At 50.1% G+C, this 20,040-nt stretch carries 20 protein-coding genes and 1 pseudogene; 15 read left to right on the forward strand and 6 right to left on the reverse strand.

Translation table 11 applies throughout. The annotated features are described in order from the left end of the window. The first annotated feature begins 4 nt into the window (after window positions 1-4). A complete protein-coding gene (locus tag BN3277_RS05680; protein ID WP_059041321.1) occupies window positions 5-439 on the forward strand; it encodes a MarR family winged helix-turn-helix transcriptional regulator in 435 nt (144 codons plus the stop codon). Here BN3277_RS05680 and BN3277_RS05685 read toward each other — a convergent pair. From BN3277_RS05685 to BN3277_RS05695, 3 genes are all read right to left on the reverse strand, one after another. Next, the gene (locus tag BN3277_RS05685) at window positions 436-1,269 is read right to left on the reverse strand and encodes a CPBP family intramembrane glutamic endopeptidase (protein WP_059041322.1); all 834 of its coding nucleotides are present in this window, start codon (window positions 1,267-1,269) and stop codon (window positions 436-438) included. The genes BN3277_RS05680 and BN3277_RS05685 overlap by 4 nt on opposite strands. Before the next feature lie 99 nt (window positions 1,270-1,368). Next, complete coding sequence (locus BN3277_RS05690; protein ID WP_059041323.1) at window positions 1,369-2,016, reverse strand: response regulator transcription factor; 648 nt, start codon at window positions 2,014-2,016, stop codon at window positions 1,369-1,371. Window positions 2,017-2,203: 187 nt separating this feature from the next. Beyond that, the gene (locus BN3277_RS05695) at window positions 2,204-3,217 is read right to left on the reverse strand and encodes a sensor histidine kinase (protein WP_232436338.1); all 1,014 of its coding nucleotides are present in this window, start codon (window positions 3,215-3,217) and stop codon (window positions 2,204-2,206) included. Window positions 3,218-3,617: 400 nt separating this feature from the next. On the opposite strand from BN3277_RS05695, the gene BN3277_RS05705 reads away from it, so the two are divergent. From BN3277_RS05705 to BN3277_RS05765, 13 genes and pseudogenes are all read left to right on the forward strand, one after another. Then, complete coding sequence (locus BN3277_RS05705) at window positions 3,618-4,724, forward strand: GntR family transcriptional regulator (protein ID WP_059041325.1); 1,107 nt, start codon at window positions 3,618-3,620, stop codon at window positions 4,722-4,724. Continuing rightward, window positions 4,714-5,679 (forward strand): annotated as a pseudogene (locus tag BN3277_RS05710) (ABC transporter ATP-binding protein); the annotation flags it as partial. The gene BN3277_RS05705 and the pseudogene BN3277_RS05710, both read left to right, overlap by 11 nt. Next, complete coding sequence (locus BN3277_RS05715; protein WP_059041327.1) at window positions 5,676-7,394, forward strand: ABC transporter permease; 1,719 nt, start codon at window positions 5,676-5,678, stop codon at window positions 7,392-7,394. The pseudogene BN3277_RS05710 and the gene BN3277_RS05715, both read left to right, overlap by 4 nt. A 46-nt stretch (window positions 7,395-7,440) precedes the next feature. Continuing rightward, a complete protein-coding gene (locus BN3277_RS05720) occupies window positions 7,441-8,217 on the forward strand; it encodes an endonuclease/exonuclease/phosphatase family protein (protein WP_059041328.1) in 777 nt (258 codons plus the stop codon). A gap of 35 nt (window positions 8,218-8,252) precedes the next feature. Then, a complete protein-coding gene (locus tag BN3277_RS05725) occupies window positions 8,253-9,017 on the forward strand; it encodes an MgtC/SapB family protein (RefSeq protein ID WP_059041329.1) in 765 nt (254 codons plus the stop codon). 104 nt (window positions 9,018-9,121) lie between these two features. Next, a complete protein-coding gene (locus BN3277_RS05730; RefSeq protein WP_059041330.1) occupies window positions 9,122-9,523 on the forward strand; it encodes an Rrf2 family transcriptional regulator in 402 nt (133 codons plus the stop codon). A gap of 81 nt (window positions 9,524-9,604) precedes the next feature. After that, window positions 9,605-10,504, forward strand: coding sequence for a class I SAM-dependent methyltransferase (locus BN3277_RS05735; protein WP_059041331.1), 900 nt, complete (start codon window positions 9,605-9,607; stop codon window positions 10,502-10,504). A 30-nt stretch (window positions 10,505-10,534) separates the two neighbouring features. After that, window positions 10,535-11,644 carry a winged helix DNA-binding domain-containing protein gene (locus tag BN3277_RS05740; protein WP_232436339.1) on the forward strand — a complete coding sequence of 370 codons (1,110 nt, stop codon included), beginning with the start codon at window positions 10,535-10,537 and terminating at the stop codon, window positions 11,642-11,644. A gap of 127 nt (window positions 11,645-11,771) precedes the next feature. After that, window positions 11,772-12,305, forward strand: coding sequence for a GNAT family N-acetyltransferase (locus BN3277_RS05745; protein WP_059041333.1), 534 nt, complete (start codon window positions 11,772-11,774; stop codon window positions 12,303-12,305). A 17-nt stretch (window positions 12,306-12,322) separates the two neighbouring features. Continuing rightward, window positions 12,323-13,228: a hypothetical protein gene (locus tag BN3277_RS05750; protein ID WP_059041334.1), complete on the forward strand. Its 906-nt coding sequence runs from the start codon at window positions 12,323-12,325 to the stop codon at window positions 13,226-13,228. 212 nt (window positions 13,229-13,440) lie between these two features. Then, entirely contained in the window at window positions 13,441-13,986 is a 546-nt protein-coding gene (locus tag BN3277_RS05755) for a 50S ribosomal protein L25 (RefSeq protein WP_028538411.1), read from the forward strand. Between the two features lie 98 nt (window positions 13,987-14,084). Beyond that, a complete protein-coding gene (locus BN3277_RS05760) occupies window positions 14,085-14,480 on the forward strand; it encodes a VOC family protein (protein WP_059041335.1) in 396 nt (131 codons plus the stop codon). Between the two features lie 288 nt (window positions 14,481-14,768). Next, window positions 14,769-16,025: an acyltransferase family protein gene (locus tag BN3277_RS05765; protein ID WP_059041797.1), complete on the forward strand. Its 1,257-nt coding sequence runs from the start codon at window positions 14,769-14,771 to the stop codon at window positions 16,023-16,025. A gap of 71 nt (window positions 16,026-16,096) precedes the next feature. Here BN3277_RS05765 and BN3277_RS05770 read toward each other — a convergent pair whose 3' ends face one another. The 3 genes from BN3277_RS05770 to BN3277_RS05780 form a co-directional block, all read right to left on the reverse strand. Beyond that, window positions 16,097-17,590 carry a peptide MFS transporter gene (locus BN3277_RS05770; protein WP_059041336.1) on the reverse strand — a complete coding sequence of 498 codons (1,494 nt, stop codon included), beginning with the start codon at window positions 17,588-17,590 and terminating at the stop codon, window positions 16,097-16,099. Window positions 17,591-17,917: 327 nt separating this feature from the next. After that, window positions 17,918-18,649, reverse strand: coding sequence for an SDR family oxidoreductase (locus tag BN3277_RS05775; RefSeq protein WP_059041337.1), 732 nt, complete (start codon window positions 18,647-18,649; stop codon window positions 17,918-17,920). Between the two features lie 20 nt (window positions 18,650-18,669). Beyond that, a complete protein-coding gene (locus BN3277_RS05780) occupies window positions 18,670-18,924 on the reverse strand; it encodes an Atu4866 domain-containing protein (protein ID WP_059041338.1) in 255 nt (84 codons plus the stop codon). Between the two features lie 167 nt (window positions 18,925-19,091). On the opposite strand from BN3277_RS05780, the gene BN3277_RS05785 reads away from it, so the two are divergent. After that, window positions 19,092-20,021 carry an AraC family transcriptional regulator gene (locus BN3277_RS05785; RefSeq protein WP_232436340.1) on the forward strand — a complete coding sequence of 310 codons (930 nt, stop codon included), beginning with the start codon at window positions 19,092-19,094 and terminating at the stop codon, window positions 20,019-20,021. The last annotated feature ends 19 nt before the right edge of the window (window positions 20,022-20,040 follow it).

The raw sequence follows: 20,040 nt of genomic DNA on the forward strand, positions 1-20,040 counted from the left end.
AAGCATGGAAAATGAAATTTTTAAAGCGCTAATTGATTTGGTTTCCCTGCTTAATCGGCCTGACCGGGATATGAAAATGATCGCTAAGGCGGGCGTGAATTTGGAAGCGGCCGCCTTCCGCGTGCTCGTGGGGATTGGACATCTCCAATCCACGAGTGTGGGCGATTTGGCCGCCATGATGGGGAAAAGTTATTCGAGTGTGAGTCGGCAAATCGATAAGTTAGAAGCCGCCGGGTTCGTTTATACGTATCCATCAAGTACAGATTCGCGCATTCGCGTCTCTGAACTGACGAAACACGGGGAGGAAATCATAACGATGATTAACCTCACCCGGGAGCGTATGATGCAAGAAGCGTTGGCAGATTGGACACAGGAGGACAAGAACGACCTATTAGTTCATTTGAAACGTCTATTTGAAACGATGAAGAAGCTCGACTAGTCTGTTGCTCGATTCCGAGATGCGGCAATCAGCATCGGAATTGCGATCAGAAGGCTGACCATCACCGGAACAATAGAACCCTCGAGTCCAAAATCGCCACCGGTGAGAAGTGGAGCGCCGCTCACGGTTACCGTAAATAGACCGGTTGCAGGGTGCCCGGAAACCGGAATGCCCAGCATTCCTTCAAGTGCATTCCAGGCAAAGTGCAGCCCCATGGCAAACCACAAGTTCCGTCGCCATAGGAAGGCCGCTCCGAGCAGGACGCCGGCTTCAACGGTGATCGCGAGCGCACTCCATAAGGTCGCCCCGGGATTCCCGAGGTGGGCCACCCCAAAGAAAAGGGAGGTCACAGCGAGAGCAGGCCAGTTGCCCAACCATTGACGAATGGCCTGGAACATCAGCCCACGGAAGATCAGTTCTTCAACAATAGCTGCGCCTAAGGCGGATTCAATGGTTGAGAGTAGGATCCGATTTGGATCCGCAGTAGGCGCCCATTGAAAAGAGTACCCCCCCAGAATCACAATCATCCCAGTAGACACTAGAATAAATAAGGTCCCCGTTAGGAGTCCCTTGCCAGCTTCCGCGCCTGCGCGTCGTCGGGGCAATTCCGAAAGGGACCGATGAGCTAAATATTTCATCGTGAGCCAATAGACGAGAATCCCCCCGATGCTAGCCGTTAGGGTTAAAAGAAGAGAGGTTATTCCCTTTACATCTCCTGCTAGCAGCCGGAATAACGTATCTACGAGCAGAATGCCGATCGTCCCCGCGACCATCCAGGTGAGGGGAAAACGAAAAAATGAACGAACTTTTGGTGCAGATGGATTCTTCATGACTTGCCTCAACTCCTCTATGGCTTAATGGTTAGGAGTATACGCTGAAAAAGTCATAACGAGGCAGTGCGCTTTTGTCATGATTTGGTCAGGACCGGGTTAGAGGCGATCTATGATTCCGGAATCTCGGGCTTTACGGGCGGCTTCCCGTCTCCCTTTCACATTCAGCTTCGAATAAATCGATGAGATATAATTTTTAACCGTCCCTTCACTTAGGGACAGGGCTTCCGCAATGTCTTGGTTGCGCAGCCCGGATGCCAGCTTGTGCAACACGGTCATTTCGCGGGGACTAAGTCCATACTCATTACTCTTTGCGGCGGGGTTGGTGCTCATATTATGGATCATTTTACTCGCCATCTCCTGCGTGATTAACGTCCCTCCCGCATGAACCACCCGGATGCCGGCCGCGAGGTCCTTGGGATGAATGGCTTTGAGCAGGTAGCCTTCCGCTCCATGACTTAATGCCGCTAAGACATATTCGACTTCGCGATAGGAGGTCAGCATGATTATTTGGATGGCAGGGAACCGCTCTTTAATCCGTGCCGTTGCGGCGACACCGTCGAGGACGGGCATATTAATGTCCATGAGCACCACATCCGGCTGAGACTGCTCACAGCATTCGAAGGCTTCCTGCCCATTTTTGGCTAACCCCACAATTTCCAAATCCTCTTCCATCGAAAGGACAATATTCAGACTCTCCAGAATTAATTCCTGATCATCGGCAAGCAAGACTTTAATTTTGGTCATACCCTATAACTCCTTTAATCGGAATATTACATCTAACTTGGGTCATGGCTTCGTTCCCTTCCTCAGAAGATACCCGCAAGCTTCCTCCCCATTGTTCAATCCGATGTTTCATCGTAGTCAAACCGAAGCCATACTCCAGCTTTGAAATGGGTTTGCCATTATTTCGAATGATCAAATGCAGCATAGATTAGGAAAATTGAAGTTCCAGATCCAACTGGGACGCTTTCCCGTGTTTTAGGGCGTTTGTAAAAGACTCCTGAATCACTCGAAGAACCGTTTGTTGCATTTCAAAACGCAAGGGGGGCTCGTTACCGACCAGATTCACATTCAGAACAATTCCCGTGTGTTCTCGCAAACGATTCACAAGCGCTTCGACCTTTTGCTTAAGGCTCAACGCTTCCTCCCCCATTTCGTGAACCGTGCTTCTCATTTCATCCAGATTTTGTTCGGTTAACTCTCTTAAACGAATTAACCGTTCTTTGACTTCGGCAGGCTTGCGATCCATTAGGGCAATGGTAGCGTCCAGACTCATAATGAGGGAGATAAAGGAGTGTCCCAGTGTGTCATGAAGTTCTTTGGACAGGCGGTTGCGTTCTTCAAGCAGGGTCATGTTCTCGATCTCCGCCGCATAGAGGGTTAGCAATTTATTTTGCTGCTCGATTTCTGCGGCCATTTCATTCTTCTGATGATACGCTTTGGCTACGAAGCTTACCCATATCCCGATAAAGCAGAATAACAGATTGTCGGTGCCAATACTAAGGGTCTGCTCCCAAGAGGATTTCAGGAAGGTTTGAAAAGTAAAGGGAATCAAAGTCACGGCAGGAATGACCCAGAGGGTACGTTTCGACATTAAGTATCCCATCGTAAGACTCGGCAATAAGTAGTCTGCTTTTGAAGCCAGATCCGGGTGGAACACGGAGTTTACGTAATAAGAACCTCCGAGCAAGAGCTCCAGGAGGATAAACCAACCCTTGTTCATCCGCCGCCCAGGGAACCAGAATAGCATGGGGACGAGAAAGGCCATCATCAACCAGATGCCATTGAACCAGGTTCGGCTCGTAAGTTCACTTTCTATGAAAAGTCGGGACGATAGCAATAGATAATGGTAAGAACGGAGAGCGAAGACGCCCCAGTCCATGAACGAGAAAACAGCCGGCCTCCACCCCGCAAGAATGGATTTAAGGTGACGGTGGGCTCGCATAAGACGACTCCTCCTTAACAATTGGATCAGTGCTTCATATACTCCCAAACGGAAGGGCGTTCCGCTTGGGCGTAGGACTGTTCTAGTAAGGATAACACCTTTCTCATCGGGTTGGCGACATGGATTATGGATTTAGGGGAGGGGAGTGATCCCCTGCTATGGATATTGGAATATGTCACTGATTCTAAAATTTTGGCTCTAACCTATTTCAATAACCTAGGCGCAGGAGAGGTGCTAGAGTTGCTTTTTCGCGATACTTCAATATTTTCCCACAAAATTCTTTTGTTTAGTATCATTGAATGTGTCAGTGACATATTGTATGGTTATGTCAGCTTAAGCGAATGGCTTGGTAAATCACGCGCGGTTTACCAACTAAAAAATGATAAAGGAATGTCCGGACATGAGTTCTGAAAGCACTTCCAAGAAAGAGAAGCAACAGCTGTATTTGCAGGTTGCGGAGAAAGTACTGGAAATCATCGGGACCCGGGGACTTCAAGCGCATGATCCTGTACCCTCCGAGGGTGAGCTAGCGAAATTGTTCGGCGTTAGCCGAATGACGAGTAAATTAGCCTTGGAACAACTCGTAGAGCAAGGATTGGTCTACCGCTTGCCAAGGAGAGGAACGTTTCTTTCCGGCGATCGGCATGAAAGACGGAGTGAGAAATTACAGGAACCCGTACCAAGTTTGGTTGAAAAGAAGGTCAATAAGCAAATCGCGCTTATCGTTCCTCATATGTCTGACTATACGTCCAGAATCATTTCGGCGGTTGAACATGAGCTGCGCAAGCATCATTTTGAACTCATTCTTAGAATTAGCAAGGATCAAGATGACCAAGACCAATGTTTGCAAGCGCTTGTTGCTGCAGGGATCAGCGGAATCATCTTATTCCCGCGGGGCAGCCGAACTTGCAGCGATCAGGTGCTCAGGTTGAAGATGGAGAAGGTTCCTAATGTGATTATCGACCGGATTTTCCGCGAGATATCCATCGATTGCGTCTATCACGACCATTTTCGGGGATCTTACGAAATGGCCCAGTACTTGATTGCGAAGGGGCATCGGGATATTGGTTACTCTTCTAACGCGATCGAGAACATTACAAGTCGAGAAGAAAGATATCAGGGGTATGTTCAAGCTTTGCTTGATCATGGAATTCCGGTGAAGAGCGAATACATTCATTTTAGAAACGAGCGCTGTGATCCGAGCCGCTTTAACAAGTACGATGCCGAACAGGGAGAGTTTATTCAAAGCAATCCCCAAATGACGGCCGTGATGTGTGCAGATGACCAGGTAGCCATTTCTACTTTGTTTACGGCACTTCACATGAACATAGCTGTACCGGAGAAATTATCCATCGTCGGATTTTCGGATACTTACCTTTCCGCTTTAACGCCGATCCCGCTGACTACCGTTCGTCAAGATACGGAGCGGCTTGCGGCGGCAGCTGTGGAACTGCTGATGAAGCGGGTGAATCAATCGAAGGAACAACATCTCTCGATTAACGATTAATGAGGGTGAGTTTTTTACTTTCCTAGGCCCCTCCGGCTGCGGGAAAACCACGATTCTTCGCAGTTTGGCCGGGTTCATCTCTCCCTCAGGCGGCAGCATCCAGTTAAAAGGCAAAGATATTACGCAGGCCTCCATCGAAAAACGCGGCATCGGGATGGTATTTCAAAGCTATGCGTTATTTCCAACGATGACGGTATACGAGAATATTGCTTTCGGTAAGCGGGTGAAGAAAGCTTCCAAGGCTGAAATTGATCAGGAAGTACGAGACATTGCTCGTAAGGTTGATTTAAAGGAAAGCCAATTGTTCAAACGAGTGTCCGATTTGTCGGGCGGCCAGCAGCAACGTGTTGCAATTGCGAGAGCCCTTGTATTGAAGCCGGCGATTTTGGCGCTGGATGAGCCTTTGTCGAACCTGGACGCCAAATTACGCGTACAGCTAAGAAATGAACTGAAAGATTTGCAAAAGCAGTTTGGGATCACCACCATTTATGTTACGCATGACCAGGAAGAAGCTTTAACCTTATCTGATCGTATTGCGGTATTTAACAACGGTAACCTCGAACAAGTCGGTACACCGTATGAAATCTACAATTCTTCGAAAACGGAATTTGTATGTAATTTCATCGGTGACATTAATAAGATAGATGCGGAATTGATTGCGAATAGCCCATTAAAGGATGTCATCCAAGCGGGCAAAGTTGCCTACGTTCGGAATGAAAAAGTGAATTTAACGCCGGTAACCGACAGCGACGTGATCCGCCTGCAGGCGAAGGTCGTGGATCGTGAGTTTTACGGGCTATATAGTAAATATGTATTGGAAATGCCGGGAGGCAGTTTGTTAAAGACAATCGAAAAAGAAAGTGGGTTTATGGGGCTCGAGGTCGGTGCGGAAACCGATGTGTACATCAGACCTGCGGATATCATGCAATATGATCGGACGGAGGGAGGGAATTGAGCGTACAAACCTTAAAGAACAAATTTGGATCCATTAATTATGGACAGCTTCTGTTGTACGTCCTGCTTGCATGGTTCATTCTCGCTTTTCTCATTTTCCCGAACTTGAATATTTATTATGAGATTTTCTTCAAAAACGGAAATTTCTCGATGGATGCAGTAAACAAGCTATTGACCTCGAAACGAGCCATGTCCAGCTTAACCAACAGTTTTGTGTTAGCCGTATCCCTAGTGATTACAGTGAACGTCGTTGGGATTACGTTAGTTCTTCTAACGGAGTATTTTCAGATTAAGGGAGCGAAAATTCTAAAGCTGGGGTTCTTTACAACCTTGCTATATCACGGGGTTGTCGTGGCATCGAGTTATAAGTTTGCATATGGTGAAAATGGCTTTATCACTCGCGTGTTATCGAGCCTGTTTCCCGCCTTTGACACCGGTTGGTTCCACGGGTACTGGGCCGTCCTCTTTGTGATGACGTTTGCGTGTACATCCAATCACATCCTGTTTTTAGGGAACGCGATTCGCAAGGTGGATTTCCAAACGATTGAAGCTGCGAGAAGCATGGGGGCATCTACCTATTATATTTTGCGGCGTGTCGTGCTTCCTGTATTAAAACCAACAATTTTTGCCTTGACCATCTTAACTTTCCTGACCGGACTTGGAGCCATGTCGGCCCCTCTGATTCTGGGGGGAACGGAGTTCCAAACGATTACGCCGATGATCTTGACGTTCTCCAAGAGCTCCACTTCTAAAGATCTGGCGGCATTACTCGCGCTGGTTCTAGGTCTGGCTACGATCATCTTGCTATCGATTATGATCCGATTTGAGAAACAAGGCAACTATATGTCCGTTTCCAAGGTGAAGTCCGTCTTGGTGAAGCAAAAGATTAATCATAAGTTAGGTAACCTCCTGACGCACTTTGTCGGGTATGCCTTATTTGTAATTTACTTAATTCCCGTAACCCTGATCGTCATTTTCTCGTTTACGGATTCGCAAAGTATTGCTACAGCTACGCTTAGCTTAGATAGCTTTACGCTGGAGAATTACGGTAGATTGTTTACCACCATGAGTGCGTTTAAACCTTACCTGGTAAGTATTCTGTACGCTGCGGCAGCGTCGTTTTCCGTCGTGGCCCTGGCTCTATTTGCATCTCGGATCTTACACAAACACCAGAAGAGTAAGCTGGCAACCGCTCTGGAGTATTCTTTGCTGATTCCATGGATTCTACCGTCCACGCTGATTGCGATTGGCTTAGTGGTGACGTACAATGTCCCGCGCCTCATTGCCGGAAATACGATCCTTACGGGAACCATGTGGATTCTCTTGATCGGTTACGTCATTATCCATATTCCGTTTACGATGCGAATGGTCAAAGCCTCTTTCTTTAGCTTAGACAGCAATTTAGAAGATGCTTCAAAAAACCTGGGTGCCAAATCGTTCTATACCTTTAGAAAGGTTTTGCTGCCGATCATCCTGCCGTCAACCCTCGCCGTCCTTGCGTTAAACTTTATTAAAATATTGGACGACTACGATATGACCGTCTTCTTATATCACCCTGTATACCAAACGCTGGGGATTGTCATCAAGAGCAGTACGGACGCAGAAGCCGGGGTGGGTGCCCGGGCGATGTCCTTGGTGTATTCTGTCGTGCTGATGATTATGGCCGGGATTACGATGTACTTTGTGTACGGTAGAGGCAGTAAGAAGGATAACTAGGTAAACCCAGAATCTAATTTGGATGTTCCCAAAATGGAGGCAAGCAATGTTTGCGAAAATCATGACTTTTAATTTGAGACAGAACGTGGAATCCGACGGGGATAATGCCTGGCCATATCGTACCACAGCGGTTGCTGAAGTGATTAGGCGTCACGATACGGACATTATTGGCATTCAAGAGGGCTTACATGACATGCTTATGGATTTGGAGCCGTTACTCCCGGAATACGCTTGGATTGGAGAAGGGCGTGAAGGCGGCGACAAAGGCGAATATACCGCTATTTTCTACAAAAAGAGCAAGTGGAGTGCAGGGAATTCCGGCCATTTCAGCTTATCGGAAACACCGGAGCAGCTGGGGGTAAAAAGTTGGAATACTTCCCACACGCGCATGTGTTCTTGGGTGACCCTCAAATCACAAACGGGGTCCGAATTTGCAGCGTTTAATACGCATTTGGATCATATTAGCGATGAGGCCCAGCAGAAAGGCATGGAATTAATTCGAGCGCGAATCAAAGAATTCCGGGACCAGACCGGACTCCCGGTGGTGTTAACCGGCGATTTTAACGTATACCCGGAACACGCGGTGATTACGGGGTTGGAGCGGGAAGGTTATCGCAACGCTTATTCCGTTCTGCATCAAGAGAATCAAGAAGTGGGGGCGACGGTCCATCACTTTTTAGGTGGCGAATCCGGAGAACCCATTGATTATATCTTTGTATCCCCGGATTTGCAGATCCATCAACTCAGGGTTGACCGCGAGTTGTATGAAGGCCGATATCCTTCTGATCATTATCCCGTGATCGCCGAGGTGTCACCGCTGTAGTGACCATGACGAGAAGATAAGGGGATGTCTAGGCAATGAAGATTATTGATGCGGGGTTGTGGAACATTTCCTATTTGGACCTGTCGCTGCGAATCGTAATCTCCCTTCTGCTAGGAGGTTTGATCGGGCTAGAACGGGAATGGCACAACCATGCAGCCGGTTTTCGTACGCATATTCTGGTATGCGTAGGGGCAACGATGATTATGTTGCTCTCCATCTATGGGTTTGGCGATTTTGCCAACGAATATAATGTGCGTATGGACCCGGCTCGACTGGCGGCTCAAGTTGTGTCCGGGATCGGGTTCCTTGGCGCAGGGGCCATTATCCGCAACGGTTCCAGTATTTCAGGGTTAACCACGGCCGCTTCCATCTGGGTGGTTGCGGCGATTGGGTTATGCGTGGGGGCCGGCTTCTTTTTTGGAGCGGTGCTTGTGACGGTATTGGTCATTATTATTCTGGTGCTGCTAAATAAGTTTGAAAAGAGCTTCCACAACAAACGCAGTCGGAATGAAGTGACGGTGCGAATCCTCAACACGGAGGGCGGCGTTGCTCGGATTGCCGACTTGTTCGAACAGGAAGGCCTCCTCATTGTGCATATGTCGCTGGAGGCCCCAGCCGAAGAGGCGGAAGATGAAGGCATCCGCACGCTGCGCATCAAGGTGCATAAGCCGCGATCGAAGGATCTGCTTCGTGTATTCGATAAGTTACTTACCCTGGATTGCATCCATTCCTTTGAAACGGCGGAGGCGTTGAAGTCTCATCCGGCGCATTCCAGCATGTCTGCATCGGGAATGCTTTAAGCGAAACCACAACATCAGCCGGCGACCAACTGCCGGCTGATTTGACGTGGTAGAACATAATCGTTATTATGGATATGTGATATCCCTAATAGAGGTGACAACAAATGAAATACTCCAAGGCAACCGATTATGCTCTTCACACCATGCTTTTTCTGGCTGCAGCAACGCCGCAAAAACCAATGGGTGTTCAGCAGTTAGCTGAGCGGCATAAGGTATCTCCAACCTATCTATCCAAAATCCTGACCAAGCTGGTGAAGGCGGGCATGATTGAATCAACCCCGGGGGCGAACGGCGGATATCGGCTTAAACGCGATTGGGAGAACCTATCGTTCCTTGATATTATTCATGCGATCGAAGGTTCAGCTTCTTTGTTTGATTGCAGTTTTGAACATGGACCCGATTGTCCGATTCAAAAGGTCGTGTTATCGGCAGAAGAGAAAATGGAGGAACAGTTACGAAATCAGAAGATATCGGAGCTCGTGAAGGATCTGAAGATCGAGGTGTAAACCTCTCTCTTTTTTGCGCTAATTAAAGACAATAAGAGTCTTTAATATCTTTGATACAAATTTGAATTAGGAGAGTGAGTTATGGTGAATCAGCTGTTTGATCCAGCGCTATGGGAAAAAGCTTGGAAGGAAGACCAAGATACCAGCATCAATAAGATGAAAAGGGTGGGCGTGGATCCGGCCCATGCGCTTGATTCCTCGGCTAAATCGTTTAATCAGGAGGTATTTAGCGAAGGGGGCCGGCGACGAGCCCGGCGGATCATGAACTGGCTGCAGGACCAAGGCGTTGAATTTTCAGGCTCCTCCATTCTGGATATTGGTGCGGCGTCCGGTGGCTTTTCCATCCCGTTTGCGGAGCAGGGAGCCGATGTCACGGCGGTTGAAACCTCCAACCCGTTGGTTGAGCTCCTGCAGCAGAATCGATCGGGTCTGACCAAAGGGTCGATCCAGGTGGTACATGAACCCTTTGAGAGCATCGATCTGGAAGAGAGGGGATGGGAACGTGCCTTTGACCTCGTCTTTGTCTCCATGTGCCCGGTTCTGATTGACTGGCCTAGTGTCGAGCGCGTGCTGAGCTGCGCCAAATCGTATTGTTACATGAGCTTGGCGGTAGGTTCCCGGGAGCATAGCTTGGTCGACGAGATCTGGCCGCTTGTTACCGATCTCCCCCGTAAGGAAGAGCATTTGGAAATGTTCTATCTTACTCAATTGCTGATGCTTAAGGGGTATTCGTATCAATCGCTGGTCACCCGGGAGATGAAAACCACTTCAGTCCCCAAAGAGGTGGCATATGGGAATACCCTTGACTGGTTGAAGCTGCACGGTGTCACGGTGGATGAGAAGGTTCGCCAAATCGTCTCCCATCATTTGGACACCCGTTATCCCGGTGATCAAGTGGAAATCCGGCAAGGCGGCCGATTCGGCAAAGTGCTGGTTCATCTGGAACGTGAGCAGATGTACAATAAGGAAGATCGAATGTAATCCACCATTTCGATGAAGGGAGCTTTAAACATGAGGGGATCTGCAAATGACAAAGTCCTTCGCGACCGCGAGCTGAATCGCGCGCTGCTTGCCAGGCAAATGCTGCTTCGCCGTGCCGAGCTCCCAATATTGGAGGCTATAGAGAAGCTCGTTGGATTACAGGCACAATCCCCAAATGCTCCTTATTTTGGTTTGTGGTCGCGGCTGGAAGGTTTTCGGCACGAAGAACTATCCCAGCTCTTGCGGGATAGACAGGTTGTACGTCTGGCGCTAATGCGTTCGACACTGCATCTGGCCACTGCCAGCGCCGCTATGCAGTTGCGCCCTTTGCTGCAGCCCGTCATGGACCGCAGTTTGAAGGGATCCTTCGGCAAACCCATTCAAGGGATAGACCTAGAAGCGCTTGCTTCGGCAGGGAGGGCGCTGGTGGAGAAGCAGCCCCTGACATTGCATGAATTGAGTATGCGATTAGCTGAACAATGGCCGGGGCTTGATCCGGAAGCTGCCGCGGCAGTGGTCCGAAATAAAGTACCGCTAGTGCAAATCCCACCTCGGGGCATATGGGGAGAAAGCGGTCAAGCGGTCCATACAACAATGGAGGCTTGGCTCGGTCAACCTCTCCCTCCATCGCCAGATCTGGAATGGCTCATTCGAGGTTATTTAGCAGCATTTGGGCCGGCCACAATCAAGGACATCCAGGTATGGTCGGGCCTTACACGAATTCAGGAAGTCATTCCGTCTCTTCGTTCGGATCTTCTCACATTCCGAAATGAACGCGGCGAGGAGTTATTTGATCTGCCGAATGCTCCCCGGCCCGAGGCGGATTCACCGTCTGCACCGAGGTTTCTAAGTGAGTTCGACAATATGCTGTTGTCCTATGCGGACCGCAGTCGAATCATGGATGAGGCTTATCGCAAACGTGTTTTCACGTCGAACGGAATCATTCGTTCAGCCTTTCTGATCGACGGCTTCGTAGCGGGGACCTGGAAGATAACAAGCGGGCGGAGTGGAGCGGTTCTGCATATCGCCCCCTTCCGCGTGTTTTCTAAAGAAGAATCGGAGGCTCTCTCTGAGGAAGGGGAGCGTCTGCTTCACTTCGCAGTTCCGGATGCGTCTGCTTCGGAAATCATTTTTAACTAGCCCGTTAACCCGTTGGATATGGAAAACCTACGTATTCGAAATAGAAGTCGAAGTCTCCCCCTTTTCAAGGCTAAGGGAGTATAATAGACCAAAGACATCTTAGAGAACTGAGAGGAATGACCTAAACTTGCCGATCCAATACCGACGATACGAAACGCTGATGGATGCTACGCTCTTAGAAGGGGTATGGCATCTGCTCTGCCGCTATGATTCTGAGTTTATTCCCCCTTTATCCGCTCGTGAGCATACCTACCAATCCGATTTGACGGCGGGCTCCGCGGCAACTCAAGAGCCTAAGCGATACTTTGAAAAGTTAAAGGAGCAATCCTTCTTACTGGCACAGGATCAAGATCAAGTGGTGGGATTCATGTCTTTTCGCCCGCAATATGTGTATGAGGATTCGAACGGTCAGTTGGAAACGATCTATGTGACGACCGTGATCGTGGATCAAGCGTTTCGCGGCCAAGGAATCACGACGCACTTGTATAAGGAACTGGAGGTAATCGCCAAGGCCAGGAACCTGCCGATCATGACGAGAACTTGGTCAACCAACAACGGCCATATTCGAGTCTTGCACCGAATTGGGATGCAGGAAGTCCAGCGAATCAAAGACGGGCGAGGCCCGGGCCTTGATACGGTTTATTACCGCAAGGATATCTAGGAGGAAGAGACCACATCATGAACAGCAAACGATCCTTATGGCAGAAGCTCCAGGCCTACAAGCTTCACAACAATGTGTATGTCGTGATTATGCTAGCCGCAAGTGTATTAGGTTCCATCTTGATTTACGTTTCCCCGATGCGACACAACCGCTTCGTCCCGGAATTGGCGCTGGCTTGTGCCACTTCGCTGCTCGCATCGATCTTCTCGCTCATCTCCGATATTTACGTCAAATATAAGAATCAAGAAAATGATAAGCTCCTGGAAGGAATCCATGAGTTTGGCATCAATGATCTTCATTTTAATAAGCAGCAGTTGTTGGAGCATTTATTGAAGTCGTGCGATAGGGAAGTCTGGGTGTCCGGCTACCGCTTGATCCTGACGAGTAAAATTTCTCCCAGCTTGTCGCAGGCCATCAAGCAAGGGGCTGTCCTGAAAATTTTGATCTCCCCTCCCTGGATGGACGGGTTCCCATTGGTATACGGTGAAAACGAACGCGTGGTCGATAATTACTGCAAAGTGTTTAGCGCGATCGCCAAGGCTTGCCGAGAGGCAAATCGCCCCGTGGAGCAGGTGTGCGAGGTGCGGTTTACGAAGAAACCTTTGTTTAGCGATACGTATAAAGTAGATCTACATATCGTGACCGGACCTTACATGCATAACCGGGATGAAGACGACCATCGGATTACGGCCAACGACTTTTTCACCTATAATTTGATCAAGAAAAGCCGTCTCTACCATTTAGTCGAGAACGAGTATATGACCGTATGGGAAGAAGCGGACAGCGTTCTCGTATGGGAGGAGTATGCGAAAGCTTCCGAGCAAATTCGAATCCAAGACCTGCGGGAAAAAGAGAAAATCGAGCTGCTGAAAGAGGCGAGCCAGCCGATCGGCCACCTTCTTCCTATACCCCTTTCAGTCTAAATATGATATGGTAGATAAAACCCATAGGCATTCCACTCTCCGGAGTGGGGTGCCTTCGTCTATGTATGTGGGTTTTTTACATTAAATGTATGGCGTTTTGCCTAGTGGATGGAGGTTTGGATGCTATGTTTCTCTATTGATCCCCGTTCAGGGGAGATTCGATGGCTGCTGTTTCAGAGCTTAAGATCACTCATGTAAAGGAGAGGTAGAGCATGGCTGCAACAATTCATACCGAAAGACGTCCCCAATTAAATACCTCGGGACTCCGTCAGTTACGTCAGAAGGGACGGTTGCCGGGGGTGGTATTTGGCAAGAATGCCGAAAATGAAAGCATTCATATTGACACGAAGCCATTCGAGAAATGGCTGAAGCAAGGGGCATCCGGTTTCCTTCAGCTAGAGATGGAAGAAGGCCGATCTATGACGGTTCTGCTGGAGGATCTTCAGCGCGATCCAGTAACTCGCGCGCTAATTCATGTGGATTTTCAGCTCGTCCAGTCGGGGGAGATCATCCGTACGAAGCTAGGGGTGAAGCTCATCGGGACTCCGATCGGGACCAAATCGGGCGGAGTGGTGCAAATTCAGGACCCGTATGTGGAGGTAGAGGCGTTCCCGAAAGATCTGCCAACTTCGGTGGAGCTGGATATCAGTGCCATGGAAATCGGGGATACTCTTTTTATCAAAGACTTAGTCCTGCCGCCCGAAGTTACGGTGATCTCTGCGGATCACGAGCTTCTCGTATCGGTGTCGAAGCCGTAATGGGTTTGCAGAGTAGAAACGATGAATTTGGGAGTCGAGTTTCGTCTATATAGAGGTAGAGGAGTATTAGACAAACCCGTCGTGAGGAGCTGAGGAACATGAAGAAATCGGGATGGGTGAACCCGATTACCGAAATCACTTTGTTTGTAGCAGATTTGCCGCGGTCGAAGGCGTTTTATCAAGAGACGTTTCAGCTTGCGATTCATTATGAAGACGCGGGTTGTGTGGTATTTGATTATGGAAACACCTGCATCAATCTCTTGAATCAGCAGAATGCCCCTGAATTGGTTGAGCCGGCGCAGGTAGGTCGGGCAGGGGAGGGAACGCGGTTTCTGTTTACGATCCAAGTGTCGGACGTGGATCAGATCTGCACCGAACTCGAACAGCAAGGCGTAAAATTGCTGAATGGACCGATCACCCGCCCCTGGGGGCGGCGGACGGCATGTTTTGCCGACCCGGACGGTTATGTATGGGAGCTCGCCCAGTTGCTTTAACCCTTCCCTTTATCCCCACAAGGCAAGCGCCTTGTGGGGATAATCATTTCAGTAAGAAGCCGTACTTAAGCCATCCTCGATAGATACTCTTCCAAACAATCCATCATTTCCTCGGCCCCTGAGGCGGCATCCCCCTTTATGGGTTCCCCGTCCCTTTTCGCGGAGCACAAAATTTTCATCTTCCCCCCTGAATCTTTGAAGGATTTACTTGGGATTTATGGAAAGATAGGAGTACCCGCGTGGGCGATCCGTTCGGGAAGTTACGATGGAAATGAGGAAATGAAGCTGATGTCACAAATTCGGATAGACCAAACCCGATTTACAGGAGCGGATGGCGTTCGTGCGATCGCTTGCTTGTCCGTCATCCTGCATCACTTGTCCCAACGTCTAGCGATGCCCGCGCAAGAGAAATGGCTTCAAGAGGTGCAATCGGTAGCCCTGCTCGGGAACAGCGGGGTGAGCTTGTTTTTTGTATTAAGCGGATTTTTGTTGTCGTTTCCCTTTTGGAGTGCTTACTTGAAGAATGAGACGTTTCCGAGTATTGGAACCTATGTCAAACGCCGCGCGGCAAGAATCATGCCCGGCTATTATTTCTCGTTGCTAGTTTGTCTGGGGCTTGTATGGTCATTGAACATCCCGACGGAATACTTATGGCGACGAATTCTTACGGGCTTCACGTTTACGGCGGGATTCCATTATACGACATTGTTCCCGTCCGACTTAAACGGGCCGTTCTGGTCGATCAGCTTCGAGGTGTTCAGCTACGTGCTCATGCCTTTGATCATGGCCCTATTGTTCCGGCTTGGCAAGCGGCGCTCGTTCGGGAAGGCGATCTTGTTCTGGTTCGTCGCATTTGGATTGGTCCTTGTCGCCAACTCGTTAGTCCATCAGTGGTTCACGCCAAGCGAGACCGGCCGGGGTTGGGAGTATGGCCAGATTGGCGGTGCAAAATTCTGGATGCCCAATTACAACCCCGTCGGGTTCTTCGGTCACTTCACCATCGGGATCCTGGCGGCAGGTGCGATGGCCGCAATCAAGCAGCGCGGCGCCGCCATCGAGCATGCATGTAAACGGGGGCTGTTCGACGCTTTGGGGGGAGCCGCTTTGGTGCTTGCCGGCTTGTTGATCTGGCGTATGCGCCACCTCGGGGAATTTGATTTCAGTCTCCAGCAGCAGCCGTATTATTTTCCGACCTATGCGATCCTGTTTGGTATCGTGTTGTTGTCAGCCCCCTTCAGCGTGTGGGTCGGGCGTTGGCTGGATAACCGCTTCTTCCGCTTTACCGCCAAAATTTCATTTGGCCTGTATATTTGGCATTATCTCTTCATTACGTTGATCGAGAGGTACGGCATTCCGGATTATCACTATTTCGGGATCGAGGACGTGGGGCGCTGGCTGGGAATCAGCGGCTTTGTCGTCCTGATCTCGTATGCAGCGGCAACGCTCTCCTATTATGTCCTTGAACAACCGTTTATCCATTGGTCGAAGGGGCAGCCGCTCTATCGGCGCAAGCGGACGGAACCCCCCAAAGGCCATGTCGCATAAGGGAAAGGCACCGGCACAACAACGGCGATCCTCCACGCTTGGAGAATCGCCGTTTGTTTGTACGATGATTTTTATTGGATTCCCTTCATAAACCCCTGAATTTTCGAGGAGAGGGCGAAGAGTGAAATACCAAGCACAATGGCCGCTCCTCCGATGACCCCAAAGTATGCCATTTCGGTGGCCGGAGAATAGAATTTCACCACTTGCGCATTGATCGCTTGGGCCGCTGCACTAGCCAAGAACCATAAGCTCATGGTCTGGGAGGAGAAGGCGGAAGGCGCCAATTTGGAAGTCGCCGACAGCCCTACCGGAGATAAGCACAACTCTCCCAGCACCACAATGAAATAACTCAGCACCAGCCATAACGGATTCACCAAGGAGTTCTCGCCGCCAAAGTAAGCCGGCAAAAGAATCACCAGGAAAGATAAGCCGGCGAACAACAGGCCCAAAGCGAACTTCTTCGGAATCGTAGGTTGCCGCTTACCCAGCTTCAGCCAGAACCAGGCGAATACGGGGGCTAACGTGATAATAAATAAAGGGTTCAACGATTGGAACCAAGCCGGCGATATATGAAATCCGGCATAATCCAATTGCGTCCGCTTATCGGCATAATTCGCCAGGATGGTGGACCCTTGTTCTTGAATCGCCCAGAACATAATCGCCGCAATAAACAGCGGAATATACGCGATCAGACGGGAGCGCTCCACTTTGCTCGTTCGCGGACTGCGGTACATGACCACAAAGTAGGAAGTGGGGATCAAGAGCCCCAGGATCCCTACGATCACGATAAACGAATTGAACGTTAACCAACCTGACGGGATGGCGATGGCGACGATGATCGCGAGCAGCAATACGCCAAGGCCGATGCGCAGGAACACTTTCTTGCGTTCCGCTGGCGATAGCGGGCTAGGGACGAAGGTGCCGGCGAGGCCGAGGTTTCTTTTTCGAGTATAGGCAAAGATCGCAAGTCCAAAGAACATCCCTATTGCAGCAATGCCGAAGCCCAGGTGGAAATTGTAATCCAGGCCGATGGTTCCTACGATCAGCGGGGCGATAAACGCGCCCAGGTTGATCCCCATATAGAAGATGCTGAAGCCAGCATCCCGGCGCGGGTCCTGCTCGCTATAAAGCTCCCCAACCACGCTCGATACGTTAGGCTTGAGCAAGCCCGTACCTAAGACGATGAGGACCATGGAAACAAAAAATAAGGCGACACTTCCCGGGATCGCCAAGGCGATGTGTCCCAGCATAATGAGAATACCGCCGTAAAAGACCGCTTTTGACGCTCCGAAAATCCGATCCGCGAACCAACCGCCAATAATCCCGGACATGTACACCAGGGAGCCGTAAATGGACATAATGGCAAGGGCTACGCCCTCCTCCATGCCGAGTCCGCCCCGACTCAATTCGTAGTACATATAGAAGGTCAGAATCGCTTTCATTCCATAATAGGAGAACCGCTCCCAAAACTCCGTGAAGAACAGAGTGAACAATCCCTTGGGATGTCCAAAAAATCCTCGTTGTGGAACGCTCTCCACAACTTTTTGTTTGTTTAAATCGGTCATGCCGTTACTTCCTCCCTAGGTGACAACTAACTGCTGATTTGGTTCGTGCAACTTTACTTATGAATAAGAATACCCAGTATCGGCCATTTTCAACTGAATACGAAGATACAGTATAGCACACGGAAGATGGCCTTAACTATACGATTGGTTTCACCCGGAATTTTAAGCTTGCACCTGACGTTACGTCATGTTCTATTGTACAAATCTCATATTGGACGCGCTGGGCAAAGCGCTGGAAGGGGAGGCCTAAACGAGTGGGCGTTGAAAAAATCGCCGTCCCAGATCCCTGCTAGGATTTGGACGGCGATTGGTTTGTGGGGATCCTTATTACACTCGGGGGCGGATCACCATTTCGTTCACATCAATGTTGGCCGGTTGTTCGAGGGCATAAGCGATGCTGCGGGCAATAGCCGAGGCGGGCAGCGCTGTGCGCCGGTATTCGATCATCAGTTCTTTGGCTTCGTTATCCGTGATGGTCTCAGCCAACTCGGACTCCGTAACCCCCGGTGAAACCAGCGTCACGCGGATGCCTTGTCCCGCAACCTCCTGTCTTAACCCATCGGTGATGGCCCGTACGGCATATTTGGTGGCACAATAAACCGCTGCCGTCGGAGTCACCTCATAGGCTCCGATCGAGGCCACATTGATGAAGTGCCCTACGCCTTGCTCCTTCATGACCGGAAGCCCGGCGGCAATCCCGTGAAGGACTCCACGGATATTGACGTCGATCATCCGGTTCCATTCCTCTATTTTTAGGGCTGCCAAAGGGGAGAGCGGCATCAGGCCGGCATTGTTTACCATGGCATCCACTCGTCCAAACTGGTCAACCGCCAACTGGACAATTGCCCGCATCTGGTCCAGATCCTTCACATCCAGCTGTTGGACAGCAACCGAAGCGCCGTTCTCCCGAAGGGAGGACGCCAGGGCCTCTAGTTTCTCTAAGCGCCGGGCTCCAATGACTACGTGAGCCCCTTTGCTGGCCAGTTCACGGGCCGTGGCTTCACCAATCCCGCTGCTGGCTCCGGTAATGATCACCGTTTTTCCTTGAAGTGTAGTCACTTGCTATCGCACCTCTTCCTTTATTGTTCTCGATAGAGGACCATACCCGCATGGTACAAGACCCCATCGATAAAATCTCCGTCCGCCGTAAAGCCGGTGTCATCTACATATTCGATATGATCGCCTTCGATGGTGTAGCTCCCTTGGTAGGCGCTTTGGCGATTCCCGCGGGCTTCATCGTAACGTCCGCCCGGCAGCAGCTCGTGACGGATATACCCGTCTGCGGTTACCCACATCCCAACATAGGGATGAGGAGCTTCCTTTTTGGAGTTCATGTCATTCTCTCCTTCCACACTTGATTGCCTGTGTTGAGTGTTTAATCCTCCTTCATTATGAGCCGAGGTCATCCCCGGGCGGTAGCTGGATCATGTACGAAACTTGCCTAATCCTCCAAAAAATAATAGGGTAGAGAGTAAAGTCGACCAAATGGGAAGTGATGTCAATGCAAATGGGGGAACCGCGCCCGCGTACGGAGAGAAGTAAGGAGTTAGCCGGGATCATCGGGCGGTTTGTCCGAGAGGATGGAACGCATGAAATGGAGATCCCCGGCTTGTCCTTGATTCGGACCTCCCAGATTTCCGAACGGGTCCATTCGGTATATGAACCGTCACTTTGTATCGTGGCCCAAGGTTCAAAGGTTGTGATGTTGGGGGAAGAGAGCTACCGCTATGATCCATCCAGTTATTTGACGGCTTCGGTCCACTTACCCATTACGGGTCAGGTGCTGGAGGCATCCCCTGAGGCACCCTACTTAAGCCTGCAGCTGCGCTTTAATATGGGGCAGGTCCTCGAGGTGCTACGCTCCTCGGGAGAAACGAAACGGAGGAAGCCGTCTCCTGGACGTGGTCTTGTGGTCAGCCGGATGAACGATGCGCTGCTCGACGCCGTTCTCAGACTGGTGCGGTTGCTGGACACACCTCAAGACATTCCCGTGCTTGCCGAAAGTATCATTCGTGAGGTCATCTACCGCGTGGTTCAGGATGAACAGAATGCAGCGATAAAACAGTTCGCCCTTATCGGCAGCCATGCCCAGCGAATCTCGAAAGTGGTTGAACGGTTGAATCGTGAATTTACACAGCCCCTGCGTGTGGAGGAATTGGCGGAGGAGGTGCGAATGAGCGCATCTTCTTTGTATCAATACTTTAAGGAAGTTACGGGCATGAGCCCGATTCAATATCAGAAGCAGCTCAGGCTCCAAGAGGCACGAAGACTGTTGATCACGGAGGGGATGGAAGCCGCCGAAGCGGCATTCCAGGTAGGATACGAAAGCCCTTCGCATTTCAGCCGGGAGTATGCGCGGAAGTTTGGGTTGCCTCCCGGGAGAGACATCCGGCAGTTACGCAAGGCGCTGGGAGGGTGGAATCCCACGTAAAACCAATCGCCGTCCCATC

This window comes from Paenibacillus rubinfantis, assembly GCF_001486505.1.
Classification (GTDB): Bacteria; Bacillota; Bacilli; order Paenibacillales; family Paenibacillaceae; genus Fontibacillus; species Fontibacillus rubinfantis.

Bases quoted from the DNA above. Each gene is read 5' to 3' on its own strand.
- BN3277_RS05760 (WP_059041335.1), top strand. From the start codon at position 14,085: ATGAAGAAATCGGGATGGGTGAACCCGATTACCGAAATCACTTTGTTT.
- BN3277_RS05765 (WP_059041797.1), top strand. From the start codon at position 14,769: ATGTCACAAATTCGGATAGACCAAACCCGATTTACAGGAGCGGATGGC.
- BN3277_RS05785 (WP_232436340.1), top strand. From the start codon at position 19,092: ATGCAAATGGGGGAACCGCGCCCGCGTACGGAGAGAAGTAAGGAGTTA.
- BN3277_RS05735 (WP_059041331.1), top strand. From the start codon at position 9,605: ATGGTGAATCAGCTGTTTGATCCAGCGCTATGGGAAAAAGCTTGGAAG.
- BN3277_RS05705 (WP_059041325.1), top strand. From the start codon at position 3,618: ATGAGTTCTGAAAGCACTTCCAAGAAAGAGAAGCAACAGCTGTATTTG.
- BN3277_RS05740 (WP_232436339.1), top strand. From the start codon at position 10,535: ATGAGGGGATCTGCAAATGACAAAGTCCTTCGCGACCGCGAGCTGAAT.
- BN3277_RS05770 (WP_059041336.1), bottom strand. From the start codon at position 17,590: ATGACCGATTTAAACAAACAAAAAGTTGTGGAGAGCGTTCCACAACGA.
- BN3277_RS05695 (WP_232436338.1), bottom strand. From the start codon at position 3,217: ATGCGAGCCCACCGTCACCTTAAATCCATTCTTGCGGGGTGGAGGCCG.
- BN3277_RS05750 (WP_059041334.1), top strand. From the start codon at position 12,323: ATGAACAGCAAACGATCCTTATGGCAGAAGCTCCAGGCCTACAAGCTT.
- BN3277_RS05755 (WP_028538411.1), top strand. From the start codon at position 13,441: ATGGCTGCAACAATTCATACCGAAAGACGTCCCCAATTAAATACCTCG.
- BN3277_RS05685 (WP_059041322.1), bottom strand. From the start codon at position 1,269: ATGAAGAATCCATCTGCACCAAAAGTTCGTTCATTTTTTCGTTTTCCC.
- BN3277_RS05780 (WP_059041338.1), bottom strand. From the start codon at position 18,924: ATGAACTCCAAAAAGGAAGCTCCTCATCCCTATGTTGGGATGTGGGTA.
- BN3277_RS05690 (WP_059041323.1), bottom strand. From the start codon at position 2,016: ATGACCAAAATTAAAGTCTTGCTTGCCGATGATCAGGAATTAATTCTG.
- BN3277_RS05730 (WP_059041330.1), top strand. From the start codon at position 9,122: ATGAAATACTCCAAGGCAACCGATTATGCTCTTCACACCATGCTTTTT.
- BN3277_RS05680 (WP_059041321.1), top strand. From the start codon at position 5: ATGGAAAATGAAATTTTTAAAGCGCTAATTGATTTGGTTTCCCTGCTT.
- BN3277_RS05725 (WP_059041329.1), top strand. From the start codon at position 8,253: ATGAAGATTATTGATGCGGGGTTGTGGAACATTTCCTATTTGGACCTG.
- BN3277_RS05720 (WP_059041328.1), top strand. From the start codon at position 7,441: ATGTTTGCGAAAATCATGACTTTTAATTTGAGACAGAACGTGGAATCC.